The organism is Paraburkholderia sp. BR14320 (assembly GCF_040948665.1).
Classification (GTDB): Bacteria; Pseudomonadota; Gammaproteobacteria; order Burkholderiales; family Burkholderiaceae; genus Paraburkholderia; species Paraburkholderia youngii.
Genome location: NZ_JBFPKG010000364.1, coordinates 1 through 255 on the forward strand (window position 1 = coordinate 1; position 255 = coordinate 255).

Consider the following 255-nt stretch of genomic DNA (forward strand, 5'->3'; position numbering starts at 1 on the left):
TCTGGCGCACCCACTGCTTCAGGCTCTCCTGTCGCGCCTTCACCGACGCGCGTTCGCCACTGATGTAGCGCGGCTTCCACTGGCGGGCCACCAGACTGTATGCCTTGAGCACCTGATACAGTGACAGCGCCGCACAGCGCGTGCCGCAGGCTTCGTCGCCGTCCTTCAGGCGCAGCCCGGCACGGGCGGCTGCCTCCCCGCGGGCCTGGCGCAGATACGCGTCGATCTTGCGTGCCACGACCGCCTGCAGCGCCT

1 protein-coding gene is annotated in these 255 nt (G+C 69.4%); it reads right to left on the reverse strand.

The features are described from left to right. On the reverse strand, positions 1–255 hold a 255-nt coding region (locus tag AB3X89_RS40670; protein ID WP_368588111.1), incomplete at both ends, for a hypothetical protein.